11 protein-coding genes are annotated in these 15,701 nt (G+C 57.2%); 5 read left to right on the top strand and 6 right to left on the bottom strand.

The window, feature by feature from the left end; genetic code table 11:
• Window positions 1–36 precede the first annotated feature (36 nt).
• Window positions 37–1,032, top strand: coding sequence for a restriction endonuclease (locus JHD59_RS04750; RefSeq protein ID WP_199153344.1), 996 nt, complete (start codon window positions 37–39; stop codon window positions 1,030–1,032).
• 816 nt (window positions 1,033–1,848) lie between these two features.
• Here JHD59_RS04750 and JHD59_RS04755 read toward each other — a convergent pair.
• From JHD59_RS04755 to JHD59_RS04765, 3 genes are all read right to left on the bottom strand, one after another.
• Window positions 1,849–2,736, bottom strand: coding sequence for a GTPase family protein (locus tag JHD59_RS04755; protein ID WP_199153345.1), 888 nt, complete (start codon window positions 2,734–2,736; stop codon window positions 1,849–1,851).
• Between the two features lie 80 nt (window positions 2,737–2,816).
• A complete protein-coding gene (locus JHD59_RS04760) occupies window positions 2,817–3,353 on the bottom strand; it encodes a DUF4339 domain-containing protein (protein WP_199153346.1) in 537 nt (178 codons plus the stop codon).
• Window positions 3,354–3,392: 39 nt separating this feature from the next.
• A complete protein-coding gene (locus tag JHD59_RS04765) occupies window positions 3,393–4,349 on the bottom strand; it encodes a toxin-antitoxin system YwqK family antitoxin (protein ID WP_199153347.1) in 957 nt (318 codons plus the stop codon).
• A gap of 161 nt (window positions 4,350–4,510) precedes the next feature.
• Between JHD59_RS04765 and JHD59_RS04770 the strand changes: the two genes are divergently transcribed.
• Window positions 4,511–4,864: a helix-turn-helix domain-containing protein gene (locus tag JHD59_RS04770; RefSeq protein WP_199153348.1), complete on the top strand. Its 354-nt coding sequence runs from the start codon at window positions 4,511–4,513 to the stop codon at window positions 4,862–4,864.
• Between the two features lie 8 nt (window positions 4,865–4,872).
• Here JHD59_RS04770 and JHD59_RS04775 read toward each other — a convergent pair whose 3' ends face one another.
• The 3 genes from JHD59_RS04775 to JHD59_RS04785 all read right to left on the bottom strand — a co-directional run bounded on the left by JHD59_RS04775 (window position 4,873) and on the right by JHD59_RS04785 (window position 6,960).
• Window positions 4,873–5,427: a hypothetical protein gene (locus JHD59_RS04775; protein ID WP_199153349.1), complete on the bottom strand. Its 555-nt coding sequence runs from the start codon at window positions 5,425–5,427 to the stop codon at window positions 4,873–4,875.
• A 5-nt stretch (window positions 5,428–5,432) separates the two neighbouring features.
• Entirely contained in the window at window positions 5,433–5,927 is a 495-nt protein-coding gene (locus JHD59_RS04780; RefSeq protein ID WP_199153350.1) for a DUF3768 domain-containing protein, read from the bottom strand.
• Between the two features lie 79 nt (window positions 5,928–6,006).
• The gene (locus JHD59_RS04785) at window positions 6,007–6,960 is read right to left on the bottom strand and encodes a DUF932 domain-containing protein (RefSeq protein WP_199153351.1); all 954 of its coding nucleotides are present in this window, start codon (window positions 6,958–6,960) and stop codon (window positions 6,007–6,009) included.
• 471 nt (window positions 6,961–7,431) lie between these two features.
• Here JHD59_RS04785 and JHD59_RS04790 point away from each other — a divergent pair, with 471 nt between their 5' ends.
• From JHD59_RS04790 to JHD59_RS04800, 3 genes are read left to right on the top strand one after another with little or no spacing between them, the layout of a single operon-like run.
• Window positions 7,432–10,305 carry an SNF2-related protein gene (locus tag JHD59_RS04790; protein WP_199153352.1) on the top strand — a complete coding sequence of 958 codons (2,874 nt, stop codon included), beginning with the start codon at window positions 7,432–7,434 and terminating at the stop codon, window positions 10,303–10,305.
• Window positions 10,305–13,388: a TrlF family AAA-like ATPase gene (locus JHD59_RS04795; RefSeq protein WP_199153353.1), complete on the top strand. Its 3,084-nt coding sequence runs from the start codon at window positions 10,305–10,307 to the stop codon at window positions 13,386–13,388. The genes JHD59_RS04790 and JHD59_RS04795 overlap by 1 nt, the downstream gene beginning before the upstream one ends.
• A gap of 1 nt (window position 13,389) precedes the next feature.
• Entirely contained in the window at window positions 13,390–15,186 is a 1,797-nt protein-coding gene (locus JHD59_RS04800; protein WP_199153354.1) for an AIPR family protein, read from the top strand.
• The last annotated feature ends 515 nt before the right edge of the window (window positions 15,187–15,701 follow it).

A 15,701-nucleotide genomic window follows, 5' to 3' on the forward strand; every position in this document is an offset into this window, starting at 1 on the left:
GGGCTGTTGTGAAAATAATGTCAAAAAAGGATTGCTATGGGCTCAACTTGGCTCGTGCGCGCCGATAGCGGCGGCCGTCTTGCTCCGGAATTCAAATCCAGGGCCATCGTCGCCATCGGCTGGATTGAAGCGGGGAATACCTTGGACCTTGTCACACGCGAAGACTTCTCGCAGCGTATGGCGGAGGCTTACCCGGAGGATTCAAAGCCCAAACAGCGCAGCGCCGCGGGGCAGGTGTTCCGGTTTGTGCGCGAAGTGCAAGTCGGCGACCAAGTGGTTACCTACGACAGTGCCCGCCGTATTTATCTGGTTGGCAGGATTGCCAGTGCCGCACGGTATGACGCTACCCTGTTTGAGGGGGAGTTTCCGACCTACCGCCAGATTGAGTGGCTGCACGAGGTGGCGCGGGATGACTTGACGGTCAAGGCCAAGAACTCGCTGGGTTCGACATTGACCCTCTTCAAGGTCTCGGCAGAAATCTACCGTGAGTTTGAAGCCCTGACGGGTGGCGGGAAGCCACAACAAGCGAGCGAGGAAGACGAGGGGCTTGAGGAAGAGGACCTCCTGCAGGATTTGCAAGCAAGGTCCCTCGAGTTCATCAAAGACCGGGTGAGCAAACTCGATTGGGAGCAGATGCAGGACCTCACCGCGGGACTGCTGCGTGCCATGGGATATAAAACCCGCGTGTCGCCCTCGGGGCCCGACCGCGGTAAGGATATTGTTGCGTCGCCGGATGGCTTCGGCTTTGAACAGCCACGCATCATCGTCGAGGTGAAGCATCGCCGCGGCCAGATGGGAACGAAGGAAGTGCGTGGTTTTCTGGCCGTCATCCGGCACCCTGGCGACAAGGGTTTGTACGTCAGCACTGGTGGGTTCTCACGTGAAGCCTATTACGAGGCCGAACGCGCAAATAACCCCATCACCTTGATGAATCTGGATGACCTCGTTGAGGCCATCCTCGAACACTATGAGGCGATGGACCTGGAAACGCGCGTGCTGTTGCCGCTGAAACGGGTTTACTGGCCGGCCTGACTCTAGCCGGCAAGGATTAAATGCTCCCTGTGGCTGACCTTCTGTAGGTAATGCAGATGCGGCAGCTCGCCCGGGTAGCCGAGCCTGCATGCCTCCTGGCAAAGCGCCCAGGATTGCGTCCTGACACCATGAAGCCCTGGCTGCCGGGCAATGCGCTCTAGCGTGTCTGCCAGGGCTGCGTAGTGGCGTTGCTGGGCTTGTGAGGTCAACAAGGCGTACAGCTCGGCCATCTCTTGTTTGGTGCGCCGCCAGGTCCAGGCTGTCCGTCCTCGAGCTTCGCGACGGACCAGCTCGCAGCCAAGCCAAGTCAGCCGTGGCCTCGCGGTAACGGGTTTCAATGTCTCGGCCTCCAGCCCTGTGCCCTGTGCCCTCGCTTGCCAGCAGCAGCCATTCCACCTGTCCCGCGCCCGCTGGCCAATACGCCTCTTCTTCCGCATCCATCATGTCGCCCAGGGTGGGCGTGCGGATTTCGATTTCCTTGAACTGTCAGCTTGGCTTGGCTGTCTCCACCCGCGGCTTGAGAGCAGCACTGCCGAGGGGATTTTGCGCAGCCGTAGAGTGCGCGAGCGGCAGGATTGAGACTATGAAAAGCGAACTACTGACCGGAGGAAGTTTTGGATTTGCGGAAAAAACAAACGGGCCTTGTATCGCTACAAGGCCCGTGGAATATGGTGCCGGCGGCAGGAATCGAATGATTCCATTCAAAGTGCCGCCAATTATAGGTTTTTGGCCTTTCGATTTTGAATTGTACCCCGAAATGTACCCCGGTACTACGTTGGATGCTTTTTTGCTGCCAAACAACACCAGCAAACCAGCTCATAACCATCCTAACAAGCGGCCAAGCCAGCCCTCTATCTTGCGAGAGATCGTCACCCAGCCTTCGCGCAACAGCGCCTTGGCAGCGTCCTTCACCGCCTCCCACAGCCCAGTCATCGATTCCCGCTGGATACTGGGCGTCACGTATTCCGCGCGGGCTTCACGGGTGACACTCCACTTTTTTTCCTTGGGCAGGCGATGAATGATCTGCTCCAGCAGCAACTGTAGGCCATAGCCCTCCACTGCCGAGATGATCAGGATCTGGCTGAGCGGCACCTCGAACAGCCGGCACAATTCGACTTGCTTCCGGCTGATGTTGTTGAGCTGCTGTGGTCCCGGCGACTGGCTGGCGCTATTCCATTCCCGGCAGGGTTCGATCTTGTCGATCTGGTTGACTACAAACAGCAGTGGGATGTCGCGCTCGCACAGGTGCGGCCGGATCAGTTGCTTGTAGCACTGTTCATCGATGCTCAACGCGCGGTCATCGGCCTTGATCACCCACAGAATCAGATCGAGTTCCGGCAGCATCTCGCGGTAGCGCTCGGCATATTCCTCCTCTTTGCCCTGACACTCGCCCACGCCAGGCATGTCGATCAGCGAGATCCCTTTGCCGTTCTGATGTGCCAGGGTGAATTCGGTCGGCCATACCGTGCACGGGGTGACATCATCCACCTCTGCGACTTTCTCGCCAAACAGGGCATTGCATAGGCTGGACTTGCCCGCGCCGCTTTTGCCCATCAAACCGACCGTGGCCGAGTAATACACCAGCTCATCAATGCGTTCTCGCAAGGCTTTGAGCTGGTCTGCATGCAGCGCGCCGGCATGGGTTTGAAACAGCTCCTGCAGCAGCTTGGCCATTTCTTGCGGGGAGTAATAGGGTTGCGTCATAATGGTTTCTCCAGGTTTCCAAAAAACAACGCCCACCCCCGCTAAGCCGGGGATGGGCGTTGTGCCATTCAGGGGTGGGATCAAGACATATGCGCGAGTTGAACGATGCCGAAGCAAGCCAGCCAAATCCAGAAACACGCTTGGCTGCTATTCAGCGTCTTGGCTCGCTTCCACAGGTAGAGCGGGATCAGTACCAGGAACTTACCGAAGCGGTGGGTCTGGATGCCTGCTTGCTTCAGATGATAGATATCCAGCCCGCATAGGCCGATGTTGAGTATCGGGGTGAGGTACCAGAATAGGTTTTCCCTGAGAAACGTATCAAAATCGATATCCATGGCCCCCGCCGCCATGGATTCCAGGATGAAGCCCAATACCGGCGCGACGCACAGGCAGCGCACGGCGATGTCGTCGATCTTGTCAGTGGGCAGTGGCGGCGGCATCAGGCCATTCAGGTGACTGGCCAATTCGGTATGCGACAGGGCAGTCCAGGTCGGCAGCCCAGGTGACCACACCAGCGAATCCGCTTGCAAGCTCTGCTGGTGAATCAAGGCTTCCATTTCCTCAAGGGACACCGGGCCGTGTCGTTCGCCCGCGTCTTCGTAATGCCATTCAGTCATGATCACTCCAGGGTTCGGTTGCATAGGATGGTGGAAACTTTAGGCCGGACGTTTGCCCTGCTTGCACTGGTCTTCCCATTCCATCAGCTGATCCTGAGTGACGATGGCGCTATCTCCTTCCGGTTGGGTTTTGCGGTAAGCGGTGATCCAGGCAGATTGGCACGCATCGATATCGTCGGATGGCAGTGTGGCGCTGGTGCGGTTTGACTGCCCGATGTGTGCTTGGATGGCCTCAGGACCCAGCAAGACGCTGACCTGACCGCCGTGCTTCCACACAGCATACGACTGAGGCTTGCCCGTGGCCGCATCGAATGCCTCTTCTACGCCATCCAAAAAGCCATCGATATAATGAGCCTGATAGAGCAGCCGCTTGCCATCGGCCGCGTAGCGAACCACCTCGCCTTGGTACTTGCCATTCTCGAATTGGGCGCGGCCTGTCATTGCTCCCGTGGTTTCATCAAAGGCCTCCTCCATTCCAGTCGGTACGCCGCGCTCAAACTTGACGTGGTAGATCAGCTTGCCGGTACTCGGGCTGAAGACCTCCAGCATGCCATCAGCTTGTCCCTGCCGAAACGACACGCGCCAGACAGGATGGTCGCCGCTAGGATCCATGCGTTGGGCAGGACCATCCAAGGTGCCATGGTCGAACGTCAGCCGCTCCAACAACGTGGTGGATTGCGGCTTGAGGCAAGTCACCTCGCCGTCAGGCAGGCCTTGTTCGACTTTGAGGTCGCACAACATGTCCGGGTACGTCACCCATCTGGACATGACGTTTCCAACCGTGGCACGCACCGTCATCAGGCCTGTTTGCGAATCGGTGATCGACTTCTCCGGCATATTGGTCACCTTGCCGCTAAACGGTTCGTTGGCGCCGCTAGCGTATAACTTGCCGTTGACAATTTCGGCATTGCGGTATTCGAGTACAGGCTTGGCGCAGCCGCTCAGTGCCACCAGCATGGCCGCAGCCAGCCATCCCGCGTGTGGGACGCGTTTCATCATTGTTCTCCTTGCTCATCCGGGAAAAAGTGGGACGGTGAATGGCATAGCCATTCGTCCTATTGCACGCAATTTATACTTAAAGAGTTGGATTTCAACTCCGAAAGCACTTCATGTCAATGGGTTGATTCACGACTATCCAAGTTGAATTGGAGCGCGTGATGTCAAACTCAAACCTGAATGTGGAACAGTTGAACCTGCGGGTGGCGAAAGCCGTCGCCCGATATCGCAAAGCGCGCGGGTTGACGCAAGAGGCCTTGGCGGAACAACTGGGGATTGGCCTGGAGGCGGTGTCGCGACTGGAGCGAGGCCGCATTACCCCCACCTTGCCCCGACTGCTGGGGCTGGCGCAGGCGCTGCATTGCGGCGTGAACGACCTGCTGGCGGAAACCAGCCCCAACCCTAGCGATCAGGCGGCCTATCTGGAACTGCTGTTGAAACCACTCAGCCAGGCGGATCGTGCGCTGGTGGTGGAGGTAGTGGAACAGCTCAGCGCCCGTTTGGCGAAATCCTGATGCCGGCGCTAGCGCACGCAGTGAAGCTGATCGCGATAAGCGGCAAATGCTTGGCGATCCGAGAAGCCGCGCAACAGGAAGTACTCGGGGTCATCGCCGGCATCATCCAGGTCCACCACAATCACCTCGCAATCCGCCTGCGAAGCATACACGCCTTCGACTTCTCCACCTGACAGGACGACCAGAATCGCCAGTTGCGCAGACAGCGCAGCGCTGCCGTTTGACTCCTGGTTATCGCTGTCTCCCGCTTCCCAGTCGTAACTCGGTAAGGCATCAATCACCTCGCCATCCGCATCCAGCCGCACCCAGGTCGCAGCCGGATAGTTTGCCTTAACCCAGCGGGCAATACCTTGCAGATCGGGATGATCTGGAAACCGCTCGGCAGGATCGCTATCGCTTTCACCCAGGGCAATGAAGAAGCCATGGCTGTACTCGGCGTACTCCAGCTCGACCCAGCCGCCGACATTGATCTGCAACCAGGCGTTGGTTTGCTGGCGAATGTGCGAGGTAGAGAGCACAGGGATGGCCATGATCCAGTGTGCGTCAGTGGATTGATGGGGCATCGGTATCAATATTCCTCCGCCAGCATGAGGGTCAGTACCCGGCGCGTTTGCTGGGCATCCCAGGGGGCTTCGCTACCAAATTCGCTATCCAGCGCGTAGTAGTCGATTTTCCAAAACACGGTGTCGCCATCGATCTCCACTTGGCCAAAGTCGTGCTCCAGATACGGATCGTTACCGGCATGGAACACTTGGGTTGCCCGGATAGCGGTGAGGAAGCGCTCAGGTTCGACCAGCGCGGCAAAGCCTGGCGTGCAGCACACTTGGCCTAAGCCGTGCGTGGCGAATGGTAATCCTACGCGCAACTGATCATTAAGTTCGGCGGTGCGCAGCTGATTCAACAGCCAGGCGCCGGTTTGCGGCAGCTTGTTGATACTCAACAGCAACGTGGCCGGGTCTGTTTGATGTGGACCAGATAGCAGATCGGCTATCCATTGGCGGATGCCGGCGGCGCCTTGGGCGGGACAAACGCGGCCGTCCAGCGCTTCGATGTGGTGGTGCATGGAGAGGTCTCCGAGTGACGGACATAAAAAATCCCCTGCCTGGCCAAGCCAGAGCAGGGGTGCGAGGGAAAGGAATGGGTCAGTTCAGCAGCAGTAAGGCGTGTTTGAGGGCGTTCTCCTTCAGCTGCGCGCCTCGGCCGAACCAGGCGGAATCCAGCCGGTGATCCTGGCTGCGGGAGCGGCGGCGGTGATCCACGTATTCCGTCACCGCATTCAGCAGCCCCCAGGCGGTGCCACGGCTACCGGGCAGCAGCGCGCCGCGTCCTTCCCCGGCATAGAGGGAAGTCACTTGCTGCATGGCGCGTGAAACCGGGTCGTTGGGCGACGCCATCACCGGTTCGCGCAGCACATCGCTGAAATACTGTTTGGCCTCATCGGTCGAGATCGGACGGTTGGCCAGCTGCTTGATATCGACCATGAAGCGATCCCAGGCGGACAGGCCGATACCCAGCGACTCCTTGACTAACTTCGGATCAAAACGGGTGGAATGCGGCACTTTGACGCCGCCGCCTTCGCGGCCGACAACGAACTGCAGCGTGTTGTTGCAGACCACGCGCACCGAGGTGAACTGCGCGGTGGTGCAAAGCGTGCCGTCGCAGCTGGTGGCCAGCAGCAAGTAGGCATTGACCTGATCCTGGCCTTTGACCTGCATACCCTGTCCAGTACGCGCCAGCGCCCACAACTTGCGGCCTCCCTTGAGCACGCCGGCCGTTTCCAGTTCAAAGCCTCCGGCATGGACCAGATCGTTGTAGAAATTCAGCACCTCTTGCGGTTGCACCACCTGATAGCGGCTGGACACCACCGATAGCGGTGCCAGCGTGTCAGACCGGTACAGGACTTTGGCGTCGGCATGCGGTCGGATAGCGCTGACATCCTCCGCCACGTTGTACAGCACCTCTGCTTCCTGGATGGTCCAATCCATCCCCGCCTCGCGCTGCCAGATGTCTATCGGCAGCCCTTCAGACAAACGATTGCCCAGCCCATGCCACGGCGTGGCGCCGACATAGGCCATGGTTTCCACTAGATGCGCCATTTCACTCTCCCAGAAGTAGAAACCCCGGCGTGTGGCCGGGGCGATGAACGGATGCGGGTGGTAGCTCAGGGAAGTGATATGTGGCTGAATTAATATTGAATATGTTTTGCTCAGGCTGGATTTTTTATGGATCTGTTTGCAAAAGATCGACGGGTTTTGTTGGCGAGCCTAGTTACGGTAAAATGGAAAAATTTCGGTATCTTGGCTACGTAAAAGGCCAAGGGGGATGAGTATCGTGAAAGAACTCAAGCTGAAATACTGAGCGAGATGAAGTTATTTTCAGGTACCCAGATTAGAATCGCCTTCGGTCATGTTCAAGAGACAGCTGCCTTTAAACTGAGCTGACTAATTGTACTTCGAAGCAATCCAAATTTGGATCGCATGGGTACCATAAGCCATAACAAGAAGCTTGTGGCAAGCCAACACAGGCCATGCATCAGTCTGCCGAGGTCACATGAGGAAAAATATCTAATGACTGGTCAGTTACTGACACCACAGCAGAGCCAGTACTACGCATGGCTGCTGACTCGGCGCGCCGCGAGTGGCAGCGTTGAGTCTCTCGCCGGTACGCTGGTGGATTCTCAGGTCGATCTCAACCCCCATCAGGTAGAAGCTGCTCTTTTTGCCTGCCAAAACCCATTGTCGCGAGGCGTGATCCTTGCTGATGAGGTTGGTCTTGGAAAGACTATCGAAGCGGGCCTTGTGATTTCCCAGCGCTGGGCCGAGCGCCGTCGCCGCATTCTGATCGTTGTACCAGCCAACCTCCGCAAACAGTGGCATCAAGAATTGCAGGACAAGTTCGGCCTGCAAGGAACCATCCTTGAGGCGAAGAGCTACAACGCTCTACGCAAACAAGGGCAGCAGAGTCCGTTCCTCGCGTCTTCAGGGCCGGTCATCTGCTCTTACCAGTTCGCTAAGACAAAGGCAGATGACATCGAGCGCATCGAGTGGGATTTGGTGGTGCTCGATGAGGCCCACCGATTGCGCAACGTTTACAAGACCAGCAATGTCATCGCGAAGACGCTGAAGGATGCACTGCACCACGTTCATTCCAAGGTGCTACTGACTGCCACACCGCTACAGAACTCCCTGCTCGAACTCTACGGGCTGGTCAGCATAATCGATGACCGAGTATTCGGTGATATCAACAGCTTTCGCACGCAGTTCACGGCACAAGGTCGAAGTCAATTGTTCAACGGGCTACGTGAGCGGCTCGCACCGATCTGCAAGCGGACCTTGCGCAAGCAGGTGCAGCCATACGTTTCCTACACGGCTCGTGTTGCCATCGTTGAAGAGTTCACGCCATCTGCCGAAGAGCAACAACTCTCGGGACTGGTCGCAGACTATCTGTCGCGGCCTAATCTCAAGGCGCTACCCGAAGGGCAAAAGCAATTGATTTCGCTCGTGCTCTGGAAGCTCTTGGCCTCAAGTACGCACGCGATTGCCGGGGCGCTGGATACCATGGCTAAGCGCCTGCAAGGCGTGCTGGACGAGAGGTCCGAGGTTACCGATCTTGCTGATGTGTTAGATGATGACTATGAGTCGCTCGACGAAACAGCCGATGAATGGACCGAACAAGGCCCTGCGACAGTTTCATCGCCACGCGGCGAACGTAGTGCCATTGCTCAGGAAATCGCAGAGCTGCGTCAGTTCAAGGACTTGGCTACCAGCATACGTGACAACGCAAAAGGCAAAGCGCTGCTCACTGCGCTAGACCGCGCGTTTAAAGAACTGGAGAGGCTGGGAGCTGCCAAGAAGGCCATCATCTTCACCGAGTCCAAGCGGACCCAGAACTACCTGTTATCCCTGCTGGAGGACACCCCCTACGGAGAGGGCATTGTGCTGTTCAATGGCACCAACAGCGACGCACGTGCCCAAGCGATTTACCGCGATTGGCTGAAGCGCCACGAAGGCACTGACCGTATCACCGGCTCCAAGACCGCCGACACCCGTGCTGCTCTGGTGGAGCATTTCAAGGAGCGCGGCACGGTAATGATCGCTACCGAGGCTGGTGCAGAAGGAATCAACCTCCAGTTCTGTTCCCTTGTGATTAATTATGATCTGCCATGGAACCCACAGCGCATAGAACAACGGATTGGTCGCTGTCATCGCTACGGGCAGAAGTTCGATGTGGTTGTGGTCAACTTCGTTGATCTTAGTAATGAGGCCGACAAGCGCGTCTATGAGCTGCTATCGCAGAAGTTCAAGCTCTTCGAGGGCGTCTTTGGCGCTAGCGATGAAGTGCTCGGTGCTATCGGTTCAGGGGTGGACTTTGAGCGTCGCATCGCCGAGATTTACCAGAATTATTGCCGCGACCCCGAGTCCATCAAGTCCAGTTTTGAGCAGTTGCAGCGTGATCTTTCCAACGAGATCAACGAGGCGATGGTCAAAACCCGACAAATCCTTCTTGAGAATTTTGACGAGGAGGTACAAGAGAAGCTGCGCGTCCGAGCCGAGGCTAGCAAAGTTGCTCGTGGCCGCTATGAGCACATGCTCTTGGACCTTACCAAAGCCGAACTTGGCCAGTGCGCTGCTTTCGATGACGACGGCTTCTCACTCCTGCGTTTGCCCGATGCTGGCCTCAAAGATATCGAGCTTGGTCGCTACGAATTGCCACGGCGAAGTGGCGAATCTCACTTGTACCGACTCGGCCATCCGCTGGCTGAGTGGATAACCTCGCAAGCGAAGGGCAGAAAGCTCGGTCATGCCAAACTGATCTTCGACTATGAGGCTTATGGTACTCAAGTCAGTACGCTAAAAGTCCATCGTGGTCAGACTGGTTGGCTCACGTTGAGGCTGCTCGCTGTTGAGGCGTTGGGGAATCTCGAGCAGCACTTAATCGTCGCCGCGACGATGGTAGACGGCACACCTCTTGTCGAGGACGATCCGGAAAAACTGCTGCGTCTTCCCGCAGTAGCCCATCCCGTAGAACTAGCGTGCATTGGCAACGCTGCGCTTGAGCAAAATGTCGAGTCACGCAAGGCCGCACTGCTTCGAGAGATCAACCAGCGCAACCTCGGCTACTTCGAGCAGGAAGTGCAGAAGCTGGATGCGTGGGCCGACGACCTGAAGCTGGGGTTGGAGCAGGAAATCAAAGAGATTGACCGGCAAATCAAGGAGGTGCGCAGTACTGCTGCCACCGCGCCAACTTTGGAAGAAAAGCTGTCCTGGCAGAAGAAACAGAGGGAGCTTGAGGGCAAGCGCAGCAAACTGCGGCGGGAGTTGTTCGCCCGGCAAGATGAAGTGGAAGCCCAGCGCAACGACCTCATTGGTCAGTTGGAATTGCAGCTTCAGCAGCAAGTTGAGGAGCAAGTGCTGTTCACCATCGAGTGGGAACTGAAATGATGACAAAAAGAGATCTTTCCCGGGGTGCAATTTGGAGGCAGTGGGACTTGCATGTCCATACCCCCGCATCGTTCCATTGGTCGGGAGAGAGGTTCGGTAACGACCTATTCTCTGCGACGAACAAGAAACTGGTCGATGAAATGATCGAAGCCATGAACAATGCCGAACCGGCCGTGTTCGCGATTATGGACTACTGGACATTCGATGGCTGGCTTGCTCTGCGCAAGCGCCTCAAGGATGAAGGCGCTCCGGTCCTGAAGAAGCTTGTCCTTCCAGGTATTGAGCTACGACTCGCCGCTCCGATGAAAGGACGACTGAACGCCCATGTGTTGTTCTCGAACGAAGTTGAAGAACAGGTGCTTCTGGATTTCAAATCTGCTTTGCGCATTGAGTTGATAGACAGGCCGCTTTCAGAGTCTGCATTGAGGGAACTTGCCAGACAGGTCGGTGAGGACAAGCTGAAGCATCACGGTTTCAAGAAGGCCGAGGTGGACGCATCCGACGAGAAGGCTTTGCTTGCGGGTGCTGTGATTGCGGAGATCAACGCTGACTCATACAGGGAGGCGATCCGGAAGGTGCCCAATGATCACGCAATCGGCTTAATGCCGTTTGACACCAACGATGGATTGGCAGAAGTCGCATGGCAAGAACACTACGCCTATGTCATGAATCTCTTCCGAACTTCACCGATCTTCGAGACACGAGACATTGACCTGCGCGGAGCATTTGTTGGGGAGCAGACGCAGGGCAACGTCAAGTATTTCCAGAACTTTCAGGCTGGTCTGAGGAATATCCCGCGCCTGGCGGTCTCTGGGAGCGACGCCCACTGCTTCGTTGGGACCGCAGGTGATAACAACAAGCGGGGCTACGGCGACTTCCCTTCGGGGAAGAGAACTTGGATCAAGGCCGACCCGACGTTCCACGGCCTCAAGCAAGCTATTCTTGAGCCGGCAAAACGCTCCTTCATTGGCGACAAGCCACCCAAGGTCCAAGAAGTCGAGTCCAACAAGACCTTCTACATTGAATCGGTCGAGATCACCAAAACGGGAGATAAGGCTGGCGTGGGGCAGTGGCTGCACGGCTGTGACATCCCACTGAATCCCGATCTTGTCGCCATCATCGGGAACAAAGGAAGTGGTAAAAGCGCTTTGGCAGATGTCATCGCGACGCTCGGCAACTCCAAACAGTCCAAACACTTCAGCTTCCTGAAGAAGGATCGCTTTTGGGGCAAGACCGGAGAACCCGCACGCCACTTCACTGGAACGCTAACCTGGCGAGACGAAAGCACAGAGTCTCGACCACTGCATGAGTCGCCTTCGGAGGAGAAGGCAGAGCTTGTTCGCTATATTCCGCAGGGCTATTTCGAAGAGCTTTGCAATGAACACGTATCTGGCAAATCGAATGCTTTCGAGAGGGAGCTGAGGTCAGTGATCTTCTCCCATACGAGCGAAGAGATGAGGCTAGGTGCGCTCGATTTCGATCAACTGACCGAGCAGCAGGAGCAGTCGCTTCGGAATCGACTCGGTGAGTACCGTAAGGAACTTGCTTCGACCAACGCGGCGATCGTTCGTATCGAGGAGCAGCTTCAGCCCATTGAGCTGAAGAAACTCACTGATTTGCTCCTGCTGAAGGGCAAGCAGATTGAGGAACACGACAAGTTGAAGCCCATGGAGGTCGCAGCGCCTACCGAGGAGATGAGCCCAGATCAGAAACAAGCGGCTGATGGCTTGGCAGCAGCAAGTCAGCAGGCGGAAGCTGCCAGGAAGCGCGGCCAAGAGATCGCCGGCGAGACCACTGAACTAGCCAAACGTCAGAAGGCCATAGGGAATATTCGCGAGCAGCTGAGATTGCTACAACGTGCTTTCGATCAAGCCGAAAAGACCGTCTCCGATGATCTTAAGCTTCTTGGCTTCGCTTGGCCCGATCTTGCTGTCATCGACATCAAGACGGCCGTCCTCGACGAGAAGGCGACCGAATTGTCGACGAAGCAAGGCGAGCTAAAGATCGAATCTGAAAAGCTAGCTGAAGACCTAACTACCTTCACCGCAACACAGCAAGGTTTCACCGCAAAGTTGAACGCACCGCAGCAGCTGTATGAGACCTACCAGCGCCAGCTTGCGGAATGGAATACGAAGCGAGACGAACTCATCGGCTCGACAACCGAGCCTGAGACCAAGGTCGGATTGGAAACTAGGATTGAGCAGATCAAGGAGCTTCCTCAGCAACTCAAGGAGTTGGAAGCGAGGCGTTTGCAGTTGTCGGGGGAGATCTTCGACACCCTTGATGCACAGCGGCGCGCGCGCGCGGAACTGTTCAAGCCGGTGCAGGACCTGATTCAGGAGAATGTCCTGATACGCGAAGACTACAGGTTGCAGTTCCAGGCGACGCTTGCGGCGTCCGCCGATGCAATTGCCGACCAACTGTTTACGTTGATAAAGCAGACCTCTGGCGACTTTCGTGGGCAGGACGAGGCGCTGTCAACCATCAGAAGACTGTTCGATGGATATGACCTGAACACCAAAGATGGAGTGCTAGCCTTTATTACCTCCTTGCAGGAGAAGGTTTTGGCCGCGGCAAAAGCCTCGGGTTCGGACGCTGGGATTTTCAGCTTGCTAAAGAAGGGGCAGTCGGCAGCGGCTGTCTACGACCTCATCTTCGGCTTGAATTTCCTTGAGCCTCGTTACTCGCTGCTCTTCCAGGACACCCAGATCGAACAGCTGTCTCCTGGTCAACGTGGCGCGCTCTTGCTGATCTTCTACTTGCTGGTGGACAAGGGGAAGACGCCCATCATCCTCGATCAGCCGGAAGAAAACCTCGACAACGAGACGGTATTCCGTTTGCTCGTTCCCGTTCTCTCCGAAGCCAAGAAGCAGCGGCAGATCATCATGGTCACGCACAACCCCAACTTGGCGGTTGTGTGCGACGCAGAACAAATCATCCACGCAAGGTTCGACCGAGCTTTGGACTCCTCCATCCACTATGAGTCCGGTGCAATCGAGAACACGGGGCTGAACGAAGTCGTTGTGACCGTACTGGAAGGTACGAAGCCCGCCTTCGAGAACCGATACGGGAAATATCATTGACATGGCAGCGCTCGAACCGCAGTACATGACCATTCTGAAGCAGGTGTTGGCGCTCCGCTTCGTGCCTTTCCTCCCGCCATTGCTCGGCAACTCCAATCCCGCAGATCAGGCGGCAAAGCAGCTTTCGCGGGCCTTCAGCGCCTTCGTGCTCCACAAGCTGCTTGATATCACGCCGCAGGCGGCAGCCGCCTCGGTTGTGGATGACTTCAACGACAAGGGCATCGATGCGATCCACTACCACGCGCAGACAGAAACGCTGTACCTGCTGCAAACCAAGCTGAAGGAGTCCGAACAGTTCAAGCAAGAGGATGCGTTACCGTTCTGCGAAGGTATTCGCCTGTTGCTCAAACAGGACTTCACCGCGTTCAACGGGAATGTCCAGAGCCGGAAGGCCGACATTGAGGGCGCGCTCGATGCATGCAGCCACATCAAGCTAGTCGTGCCCTACACCGGCGATGGCATTTCGAAGACCGCCAGCGAAGCTTTGCAGGCGCTGCTCGACGACGAAGACCTCGACGAAGAGCGACTGGACAAGCAGGTGGAGTACTACACGGCGACAGAGATCGTCCGCGACCTGCTGGCCGAGCAAGCCTATCAGCCCGTGCACACGGATATCGTGTTGCAGAAGCACGAGAAGGTCGAACATCCACGAAGCACGTACTACGGAGTTGCTCGCTTGGGTGACTTGGTGGCACTCCACCAGACGCATGGCAAAGCCCTGTACGAACGGAACATTCGGTACTTTCTAGGTAGCAGTAAGTCTGATGTCAACAAAGCCATCAAGACCACCCTGCACGACGCTCCGGGCGACTTTTTCTATCTCAACAATGGCGTCACTGCCGTTTGTGACCTGATCGAGCCAAAGGCCACCAAGAACGGTGCCAAGAAATTCAGAGTTCGCGGACTGTCCATCATCAATGGCGCGCAGACCGTGGCTTCGGCTGCCGAGTTCGTGCGCCAGTATCCGGGGAGGAGCATCGACGACGCAAAGGTGATGCTCACCCTTATCAAGGCACCGGCGGACGGGCCATTCGGCAAGCGGGTGACCAAAGCCCGCAACCACCAGAACCCTGTCCAGACCGCCAACTTTGCGTCGCTCGACGAAAACCAGGAGCGGCTGCGGCAGGAAATCGCTCACCTGGGATTCGAGTATCACTATCGCCTAGAGGCGCTGGCGACCGGCCCCACAGCGATCACGCTGGATGAGGCGCTGAGAGCCCAGGCCTCACAGCAACACGATCCTCGATACGCCGTGTGGCTCAAGAGCGAACCAGCGAGGCTTGCTAACCCTGATTCCGCCGAGTACCAAGCACTCTTCGCCAACACGCTAACGGGCGCGGCACTGGTCAATGCCGTTTTGTGCCACCGCGCCATCCGCGCCTTGGTTGTTGATTACGAGCTTCGAGCCCCGGCGCGCAGCCAAGAACGCCTGATCTACCGCCACGGCATTCACGTCATCACAGCGGTCATGATGAAGCGCCTGCGCAATCGAATAGGCGCAGCAGCTGTAGTCGACGTGGCGGTAATAAGTGCACTACTCAGCCAAGCAGACACGCTCGACCTATTACGACAACAGGCGTTCAGCTTGGGACAACAGCGCCTGACCTTTGAGGGGCCACTGGCCTACTTCCGCAACCAGAGCAATGTGACTGCGTTCCTGGCGGATCTGATGGAGACGCACTTCGCGCTGACCGCCGACCCGGCGATAGCCCCGCTGCGCAATGTTCAGACTGCTGCGGACGTCTATCCACGAAAGCGCCTGCTTGACTATTTGTCGAGCCGTGCGCCGCAACTATGAGCACCGCTATGAGCAAACAAAAACTAGAACTCACCTGGATCGGGAAGGAAAAGCGCCCCAAGCTGGAGCCGCGAATCCTGCTCGAAGAACCAGAGAAGTCGTACCACGCCAAGCATCGTGTGACCGAAAATGATATTTTCGACAACCGACTGATCTTCGGAGACAACTTGCTTGCTTTGAAGGCCCTGGAGCAAGAGTTGGCGGGGAGGGTTAAATGTGTTTTTATTGACCCGCCATACAACACTGGCAGCGCCTTTACCCACTATGACGATGGCCTTGAGCATTCAATCTGGCTAGGATTGATGCGGGATCGACTCTGTCTCTTATACACATCTGACGCTGCCGACGACAGCACGGAGGTGTAGATATGGGGGGGGGGCGGGTGAGTAAAAGGGGGGGGGGGGGGGGGGGGGGGGGGGGGGGGGGGGGGGGGGGGGGGGGGGGGGGGGGGGGGGGGGGGGGGGGGGGGGGGGGGGGGGGGGGGGGGGGGGGGGGGGGGGGGGGGGGGGGGGGGG

The sequence above is a fragment of the Chromobacterium sp. ASV23 genome, from assembly GCF_016428945.1.
Taxonomy (GTDB): domain Bacteria; phylum Pseudomonadota; class Gammaproteobacteria; order Burkholderiales; family Chromobacteriaceae; genus Chromobacterium; species Chromobacterium sinusclupearum.

Coding starts and splice junctions, on each gene's coding strand:
- JHD59_RS04775 (WP_199153349.1), bottom strand. CDS start 5,427: ATGCCCCATCAATCCACTGACGCACACTGGATCATGGCCATCCCTGTG.
- JHD59_RS04770 (WP_199153348.1), top strand. CDS start 4,511: ATGTCAAACTCAAACCTGAATGTGGAACAGTTGAACCTGCGGGTGGCG.
- JHD59_RS04750 (WP_199153344.1), top strand. CDS start 37: ATGGGCTCAACTTGGCTCGTGCGCGCCGATAGCGGCGGCCGTCTTGCT.
- JHD59_RS04800 (WP_199153354.1), top strand. CDS start 13,390: ATGGCAGCGCTCGAACCGCAGTACATGACCATTCTGAAGCAGGTGTTG.
- JHD59_RS04760 (WP_199153346.1), bottom strand. CDS start 3,353: ATGACTGAATGGCATTACGAAGACGCGGGCGAACGACACGGCCCGGTG.
- JHD59_RS04790 (WP_199153352.1), top strand. CDS start 7,432: ATGACTGGTCAGTTACTGACACCACAGCAGAGCCAGTACTACGCATGG.
- JHD59_RS04765 (WP_199153347.1), bottom strand. CDS start 4,349: ATGAAACGCGTCCCACACGCGGGATGGCTGGCTGCGGCCATGCTGGTG.
- JHD59_RS04785 (WP_199153351.1), bottom strand. CDS start 6,960: ATGGCGCATCTAGTGGAAACCATGGCCTATGTCGGCGCCACGCCGTGG.
- JHD59_RS04795 (WP_199153353.1), top strand. CDS start 10,305: ATGACAAAAAGAGATCTTTCCCGGGGTGCAATTTGGAGGCAGTGGGAC.
- JHD59_RS04755 (WP_199153345.1), bottom strand. CDS start 2,736: ATGACGCAACCCTATTACTCCCCGCAAGAAATGGCCAAGCTGCTGCAG.
- JHD59_RS04780 (WP_199153350.1), bottom strand. CDS start 5,927: ATGCACCACCACATCGAAGCGCTGGACGGCCGCGTTTGTCCCGCCCAA.